The sequence below is a fragment of the Streptomyces solincola genome, from assembly GCF_002982015.1.
GTDB classification, from domain to species: Bacteria; Actinomycetota; Actinomycetes; order Streptomycetales; family Streptomycetaceae; genus Streptomyces; species Streptomyces solincola.
In genome coordinates this window covers 1-6,858 of sequence record NZ_PVLV01000175.1, presented here as the reverse complement: position 1 = coordinate 6,858, position 6,858 = coordinate 1, and the positions used below count along the sequence as shown (strand labels likewise).

The following is a 6,858-nucleotide window of genomic DNA, read 5'->3' as shown; positions in this document are numbered from 1 at the left end:
GCGGGGACGGTTTGCTGGGGGCGATAGGTCTCGACGAACGCCAGGAGACGGCGTACCGCGCACTGGTGGCGCTGGGGGCGGCCGAGGTGGCCGACCTCGCGCACAAGCTGGCGCTGCCGGAGCCGGAGACGGAGCGGGCGCTGCGGCGGCTGGAGTCGCAGGGGCTGGCGGCGCAGTCGCCGTCCCGGACCGGCCGCTGGGTGGCCGCGCCGCCCGCGGTGGCGCTGGGCCCGCTGCTGACCGCACAGCGGCACGAGCTGGAGCAGGCGGAGCTGGCGGCGGCGGTGCTGGCGCAGGAGTACCGGGCGGATGCCGCCGAGCCGGCCGTGCACGACCTGGTGGAGGTGGTGACCGGCGCGGCCGCGGTGGCGCACCGCTTCCGCCAGTTGCAGCTCGGGGCGGTGCGGGAGGTGTGCGCGCTGGTCACCGGGGAGCCGGTGGCGGTGCCGGGGAGCGAGAACGAGGCCGAGGAGACCGCCGCGGTGCGCGGGGTGGCCTACCGGGTGGTGGTGGAGCGGTCGGTGCTGGCGCTGCCCGGCGGCATCGGTGAGCTGTCGGCGGCGCTGGGGCGCGGTGAGCGAATCCGGGTGGTGGAGCGGGTGCCGACCAAACTGCTGGTCGCGGACGGGTCGCTGGCGATGGTGCCGCTGACCGGGCGCGGCGCGGAGCCGGCCGCCTTGGTGGTGCACGCCAGCGGGCTGCTGGAGTCGCTGACCGCGCTGTTCGACTCGGTGTGGTGCGGGGCGCTGCCGCTGAGGCTGGGCGGCACGGGCCAGGTGGTCGAGGAGCAGCCGGCCGGTCCGGACGCCACCGATCTGGAGGTGCTGTCGCTGCTGCTGGCCGGGTTGACCGACGCGAGCGTGGCCAAGCAGCTCGATCTCGGGCTGCGCACGGTGCAGCGCCGGGTGCGGCGTCTGATGGAGCTGGCCGGGGTGGCCACCCGGATGCAGTTGGGCTGGCACGCCTGCGAGCGCGGCTGGGTGCCCCGTACCGAGGCCGCCCCGGCGGAGCACTGACGCCTCCGGGTGGCCGGTGCCGACCTGCGGGGCCCGGGGTGGTCCGGCACTCTGGGCGCATGGGTGCGTGGCAGCTCCTGCTGGTCGGTCTCGTGGTGCTGCTCGGGCTGTTCGGGGTGCTGCTGCCCGGGGTGCCGGGCCCGTGGCTGGTGTGGGCGGCGGTGATGTGGTGGGCGCTGCACGTGCAGTCCTCGGTGGCCTGGTGGCTGCTGGTGGGGGCGACCGGGCTGATGCTGGTCACCCAGGTCGTGGTGTGGCGGCTGCCGAAGCGCCGGGTGCGCGGCCTCGGGGTGAGCGGCCGGATGGTGGCGTACGCGGGTGGGGGCGCGCTGCTGGGTTTCGTGCTGCTGCCGGTGGTCGGGGCGGTGCCCGGTCTCGTCGGCGGCGTCTACCTCTGCGAGCGGCTGCGACTGGGCGGCCACGGGCAGGCGGCCGCAGCGACCCGGGCGGTGATGCGGTCGGCCGGGACCAGCGTGCTGGTGCAGCTCTGCGCCTGCCTGCTGGTGGCCGGGGCATGGGCGGGAGCGGTGCTGGCGGGCTGAGACGGGCGACCGGCGGGTCCGGGCCGGTACGGGGCCCGGCTCGGCGCGGGTGCGGGGGCCCGGCGCGGGTGCGGGCCCCTCGCGCGCCCAGCGCAGGTGCGGACCCTTCCCGCGTGCCCGGCTCGGGCGCGGGCCGCTCGCGCGCGCCTGGCTCAGGCGGCGATCGGGGTCTGCTCGGTGCACGTGGGCTCCGCTGTGGCCAGGTACTGCTGGGCGTAGCCGCGCCAGGGCCGCCAGGCGGGGCGGTCGGCCGCCGGGTCGGCGGCGCTGTCCGGGTCGCCGAGGGCCCGCATCCGGATGAGCCGGGCGGCGCGGGCGGTGACGCCGGGCAGGGCGCGCAGCCCCGCCTCGGCCTCGTCCCGGTCCGCGCCCGGATCGAGGAGCAGCGTGCCGGCGGCCAGCGCCTCGGCCAGCGGTCCCGCCACCGGGTGCCCGATGAGCACGGCGGGCTCCGGGAACACGGTGGTCAGCCCGGAGCACGGCACGTCCAGCGGGGTGCCGTGGCCGGCCGCGGCCCGCCGGGACTCGGCCGGGCCGAGGACGGTGCGCAGGGCGAACTCCTCCGGGTCGGCCGCGCCGGGCGCCCGCAGCCCGGGGCGGGCGGCGACCAGCGGGCCGAGCAGCGGGTCGGGGCCCAGGTGCGCGGCGACCGCGTACGGGTCGGCGTCCAGGTCGAACAGCCGCCGCAGCCGCTGCACGGCGGTGGTGAGGTCGCGCAGGTCGGTGAGGTGGATGCGGGCGGCCAGCCAGCCGGGGTGGCCGCGCTCGTCCACGGCGGCGATGCCCTGGCCGTGCGGCAGCCGCAGGGTGCGCCGGTAGGTGCGGGCGCCGGGCGCTCCGGTGACCTCCTCGACGCCGGGCAGGGCTTCGCCGGCCAGGAGGTCGAACGCCTCGCGGGCGGCGTAGGGGCCCCGGTGGGCGAGCCGCAGCGGGATGCCGGCGGCGGGCGCGGCGGGGCGGGCCCGCCGACCGGTGGCCGCCTCGGCGCGCAGCCCGCTGGGGGTGCGCGCGTAGATGCGGCGGACGGTGTCGTTGAACTGCCGCACGCTGGCGAAACCGGCGGCGAAGGCGATGTCGGTGACCGGCAGGTCGGTGGTCTGGAGCAGCACCCGGGCGGTGTGGGCGCGCTGGGCGCGGGCCAGCGCCAGTGGGCCCGCGCCGAGTTCGGCGGTGAGCTGGCGCTGGATCTGCCGGGCGCTGTAACCGAGCCGCCCGGCGAGCCCGGGGACGCCCTCGCGGTCCACCACGCCGTCGCCGATCATGCGCACCGCCCGCCCGACGACGTCGGCCCGGACGTTCCAGGCGGCCGACCCGGGCACGGCGTCCGGCCGGCACCGCCGGCAGGCCCGGAAGCCGTGGCCCTGCGCGGCGGCCGCCGTGGGGAAGAAGGCGACGTTCGCCCGCTTGGGGGTGACGGCGGGGCAGCTCGGCCGGCAGTAGATGCCGGTGGTCGCCACGGCGAAGAAGAACTCCCCGTCGAAGCGCGCGTCCCGGCTGCGGACCGCCTGGTAGCGGCGCTCGTCCGGGTCCTGCGGATGCCGTCCGTCGTCGTTGCTCACGCCCTCCAGTGTCCGCCGCCGCCCGTCCCTCCGCTGGCGGGAATCGGACACGGGCCTGCGGGGGTCGCACGGGCGGGCCGGCGGGTCCACGACGGCCTGCGAGGGGGCGGGGGCCCGGCGGTGTGCCGCGCCCCCGCCCCGTACCCGCTCAGCGCGCGTTGCCGCGCTTGGCGCGCAGTGCGGCGCGGCCGGAAGCCGTCTTGCGCTTCCAGTCGTCGCGGATCTCGGCGCGCAGCCGCGCGTCGGTCTTGGCGACGATCCGCTGGTTCTCCCGCTGGAGCTTGCGGTAGCTCTCCAGCCGGCGGTGGCCGAGCGTGCCGTCCTGGATGGCGGCCTGGACCGCGCAGCCCGGCTCCGACTCGTGGGCGCAGTCGTGGAAGCGGCAGTCCTCGGCCAGTTCCGCGATCTCGGGGAACGTGCGGTCGACGCCGGCGCCGGTGTCGTACAAGCCGACGCCGCGCAGCCCCGGGGTGTCGATCAGCACGCCGCCGGCGGGCAGCACCAGCAGGTTCCGGGTGGTGGTGGTGTGCCGGCCCTTGCCGTCGACGTCCCGGATGGCCTGGACCTCCATCACCTCCTGCCCGAGCAGGGCGTTGGCGAGGGTGGACTTGCCCGCGCCGGAGGTGCCGAGGAGGACGCTGGTGCCGCCGGTGACCAGCGCGGCGAGCAGCTCCACGCCGTCGTTCCCGGTGGCGCTGACCGGCAGCACCCGCGCCCCGGGTGCGGCCGTCTCCACGTCCTGGACCAGGTGCGCGAGGGTGACCGGGTCGGGGACCAGGTCCGCCTTGGTGAGCGCGACGAGCGGCTGGGCGCCCGACTCCCAGGCCAGGGCGAGGAAGCGCTCCAGCCGGCCGAGGTCCAGCTCGGCCGAGAGCGGTACGGCGATGATCGCGTGGTCGACGTTGGCGGCGAGGATCTGCCCCTCGGAGCGGTCCGAGGCGGTGGACCGCACCAGGGAGGTGCGGCGCGGCAGGCAGGCCCGTACGTAGCGGGGTTCGCCGTGCGGGTCGACGGCGGCCCAGTCGCCGGTGCAGATCACCCGCAGCGGGTCGTGCGGGGTGACGAAGGCGGTGTCGGCGTGCACTGCGCCCTCGGCGGTGGCGAGGTCGCAGCGCCCGCGGTCCACCCGCACCACCCGCCCGGGCAGCAGCCCGGCCGCGGCGTACGGGGCGAAGTCCGCCTCCCAGCCGGTGTCCCAGCCGTAGGGGGCCAGCGGGTGGGCGAAGAACGCGGAGGTGCGGGAGGAGGAAGCGGAGGAAGACAGGGACGAAGACAAGGGGGTGAGGCCCTTCGCACAAGGGCGGCCCCGGCGGCGCGCGACGCTGGCGCGCGGGTCGGGTGGGTCAGCCGGTGGCCGCGGAGGTGGACTTGACGGACTTCTGGTCGCGGGCAAGGCCCGTCGCAGTGACAGCCATCGGTCGACACCTCCTGTGGGCGACGCACTCGGCGCGGACGGCACACGGCCGCCGCGGGGACAGGCAGAACGCTAGCGGTCGCCGCCGGGGGCGCACCACCTCTTTTTCCGCGGCCGGAAGGAGGGGGTGAAGGAGGTGAGGGCCACGCCGCCGACGAGGAGGGCGGCGGCGCACCAGCGCAGCGGGGTGACGTGCTCGCCGAGCAGGAGGGCGGCCGAGGACATGTGAGCGGCGCGGCCGGGGGGTGCGGCTCACCGAGGAGGCCGAGCAACTGGTCGTCACGGCACAGGAGCTGCTGGCGATCGTGGAGCGGGCCGAGGTGCGCCTGGAGGAGCGGCGCGGGGAGCCGGCCGGCCGCCTGGACATCGCCTGCTTCGCCAGCGCGGCCCGCGGGCTGATGCCCTCGGTGCTGGCCGAACTGGCCGGCCGCCACCCGGAGCTGGACGCCCGGTTGCAGGAGGTCGACCCGCACCTGTCGGTGGAGCTGGTGGCCCGCGGGGCGGTGGACCTCGCGGTGGCGCACGACTGGGACATCGCCCCGCTGCCCGTACCGCCGGGGGTGGAACACGCCGACATCGGCACCGACCTGTGCGACGTCCTGGTGCCGGCCGGCCATCCACTGGCCGGGCGGGCGGCGCTGCGGCGGGAGGACCTGGCCGCCGAGCGGTGGATCTCGCAGCCGCCCGGCACGGTCTGCCACGACTGGCTGGTCCGCACCCTGCGGGCGACCGGCAGCGAGCCGCTGATCGCGCACCGCGCGGAGGAGAACCACACCCAGCTCGCCCTGGTCGCCGCCGGGCTGGGCATCGCCCTGGCGCCCCGGCTCGGGCGGGGCGCGCTGCCGGACGGCGTACGGGCGGTGAGGCTGGAGCCGGTGCCGAGCCGGCGGCTGCGCGCCCTGTGGCGCACCGGAGCCGCCCGCCGCCCGGCGATCACCGAGACGGTGCGCACCCTCGTCCGCCACTGGCCGCGGGCGGCCGGCGACCGGGCGGCGTGAGCCGCGCCCGCGCGGATCGGTCAGGCGGGGGAAGGCTCGGCGATCCGGCCGTCGCTCAGCTCCCGTACGTGGTCGGCGAGGTCGATGAGGTGGGCGTCGTGGGTGGCGACCAGGGCGGTGAGGCCCTCGCTGTCGACGACGGCGCGCATCAGGTCCATCATCGCGCGGCCCGTCTCGGCGTCGAGCTGGCCGGTGGGCTCGTCGGCGATCAGGAGGGCGGGGCGGTTGGCGAGCGCGCGGGCGAGGGCGACGCGCTGGCGCTGGCCGCCGGAGAGTTCACCGGGTCGCTGGTCGGCGTGGCCGCCGAGGCCGACGAGGGAGAGCAGCAGCGCGACGCGTTCCTCGCGGGCGCGCGGGTCGGCGCCGCGCAGGCGCAGCGGGACGCCGACGTTCTCGGCGGCGGTGAGGATGGGGATCAGGCCGAAGGACTGGAAGACGAAGCCGATCCGGTCCCGGCGCAGGGCGAGGAGGTCCTTCTCGCCCAGCGCGGCCGGTTCGACGCCGTCGACGGTGACGCGGCCGCGGTCCGGGCGGTCCAGGCCGCCGACGAGGTTCAGCAGGGTGGTCTTGCCTGAGCCGGAGCGGCCCTTGAGGGCGGTGAGGCTGCCGCGCGGCACGTCGAAGGTGACACCGCGCAGGGCGTGTACGGCGGCGGGGCCGGCGCCGTGGGTGCGGTGCACGTCCTCGACGCGGACCATCGGCCCGGCGCCGGTGGCGTCCGGGGCGCGCCGGTCGGTGCGCGTGCCGGGCTCGCCCGCCATCGTCCCCCCGCTTCGTCCGTTCGTCCGCCTGCCTGGGGGCGGCGTCCGCCGTCCGGTCGGCCGCGCCCGGGTCCAACCTAGCCGCGGCGCGCGCGGGTTGTCGACGCCGGGCGGGACCGCTCGGGAGATCGCGCCGACTGCGTTGTCGCAGGGCGGTGTTAGGTTTCACGCGCGGTCGCGGAAGAACGGCCGGCGCGTACGGGGGCGGGTGAGCGCGTGATGGTGCGGCTGCTGCTGCGGCGGGTGCGGGAGCACCGGGTGCTGTTCGCCGCTTCGCTGCTGGCGGGCGTGGTCGGCACGACGGTGCTGTCGACGCTGTTCGCGTTCGGCACGGCGGTCGGCGACACCGGGCTGCGGCGGGTGCTGGGCGAGCGGTCGGCGGGGCCGGCCTCGCTGGTGGTGAGCGCGGATGTGCCGCGGGAGCGGCTGGGGGCGGCGCACCGGGCGGTGGTGGCGGGAGCGGGGCGGGTGTTCGACGGACTGCCGGTGTCCGTGCGGCGGTTGGAGCGCTCGGGGCCCTACGCGCTGCCCGCCCCGGCCGGCGCGGCGGCCGGCGACCGGCCGGATC

Annotated in this window: 5 protein-coding genes and 3 pseudogenes; 4 read left to right on the top strand and 4 right to left on the bottom strand. The window is 77.6% G+C overall.

Annotation, left to right across the window (positions count from 1 at the left end; genetic code table 11):
* The first annotated feature begins 11 nt into the window (after positions 1 to 11).
* Positions 12 to 1,016, top strand: coding sequence for a helix-turn-helix transcriptional regulator (locus C6N75_RS13150; protein WP_105869069.1), 1,005 nt, complete (start codon positions 12 to 14; stop codon positions 1,014 to 1,016).
* A gap of 59 nt (positions 1,017 to 1,075) precedes the next feature.
* A complete protein-coding gene (locus C6N75_RS13145) occupies positions 1,076 to 1,558 on the top strand; it encodes a DUF456 domain-containing protein (protein WP_105869068.1) in 483 nt (160 codons plus the stop codon).
* 152 nt (positions 1,559 to 1,710) lie between these two features.
* On the opposite strand, the gene C6N75_RS13140 is transcribed toward C6N75_RS13145, so the two are convergent.
* From C6N75_RS13140 to C6N75_RS13130, 3 genes and pseudogenes are all read right to left on the bottom strand, one after another.
* Positions 1,711 to 3,117 carry a DNA-3-methyladenine glycosylase 2 family protein gene (locus tag C6N75_RS13140; protein WP_258177390.1) on the bottom strand — a complete coding sequence of 469 codons (1,407 nt, stop codon included), beginning with the start codon at positions 3,115 to 3,117 and terminating at the stop codon, positions 1,711 to 1,713.
* A 148-nt stretch (positions 3,118 to 3,265) separates the two neighbouring features.
* Positions 3,266 to 4,381 (bottom strand): ribosome small subunit-dependent GTPase A, encoded by a 1,116-nt coding sequence (rsgA, locus tag C6N75_RS13135; protein ID WP_105869070.1) that lies wholly within the window; start codon positions 4,379 to 4,381, stop codon positions 3,266 to 3,268.
* Positions 4,382 to 4,603: 222 nt separating this feature from the next.
* A pseudogene (locus C6N75_RS13130) lies at positions 4,604 to 4,756 on the bottom strand (EamA family transporter); the annotation flags it as partial.
* A 2-nt stretch (positions 4,757 to 4,758) separates the two neighbouring features.
* Here C6N75_RS13130 and C6N75_RS13125 point away from each other — a divergent pair.
* A pseudogene (locus C6N75_RS13125) lies at positions 4,759 to 5,529 on the top strand (LysR substrate-binding domain-containing protein); the annotation flags it as partial.
* A 20-nt stretch (positions 5,530 to 5,549) separates the two neighbouring features.
* Here the strand turns inward: C6N75_RS13125 and C6N75_RS13120 are convergent.
* On the bottom strand, positions 5,550 to 6,290 hold the full coding sequence (locus C6N75_RS13120) for an ABC transporter ATP-binding protein (RefSeq protein ID WP_105869065.1): 741 nt from the start codon (positions 6,288 to 6,290) through the stop codon (positions 5,550 to 5,552).
* 219 nt (positions 6,291 to 6,509) lie between these two features.
* Between C6N75_RS13120 and C6N75_RS13115 the strand changes: the two are divergent.
* Positions 6,510 to 6,858 (top strand): annotated as a pseudogene (locus C6N75_RS13115) (ABC transporter permease); the annotation flags it as partial.

Excerpts from the sequence above, each read along its gene's own strand:
- C6N75_RS13120 (WP_105869065.1), bottom strand. The coding sequence starts at position 6,290 with ATGGCGGGCGAGCCCGGCACGCGCACCGACCGGCGCGCCCCGGACGCC.
- C6N75_RS13145 (WP_105869068.1), top strand. The coding sequence starts at position 1,076 with ATGGGTGCGTGGCAGCTCCTGCTGGTCGGTCTCGTGGTGCTGCTCGGG.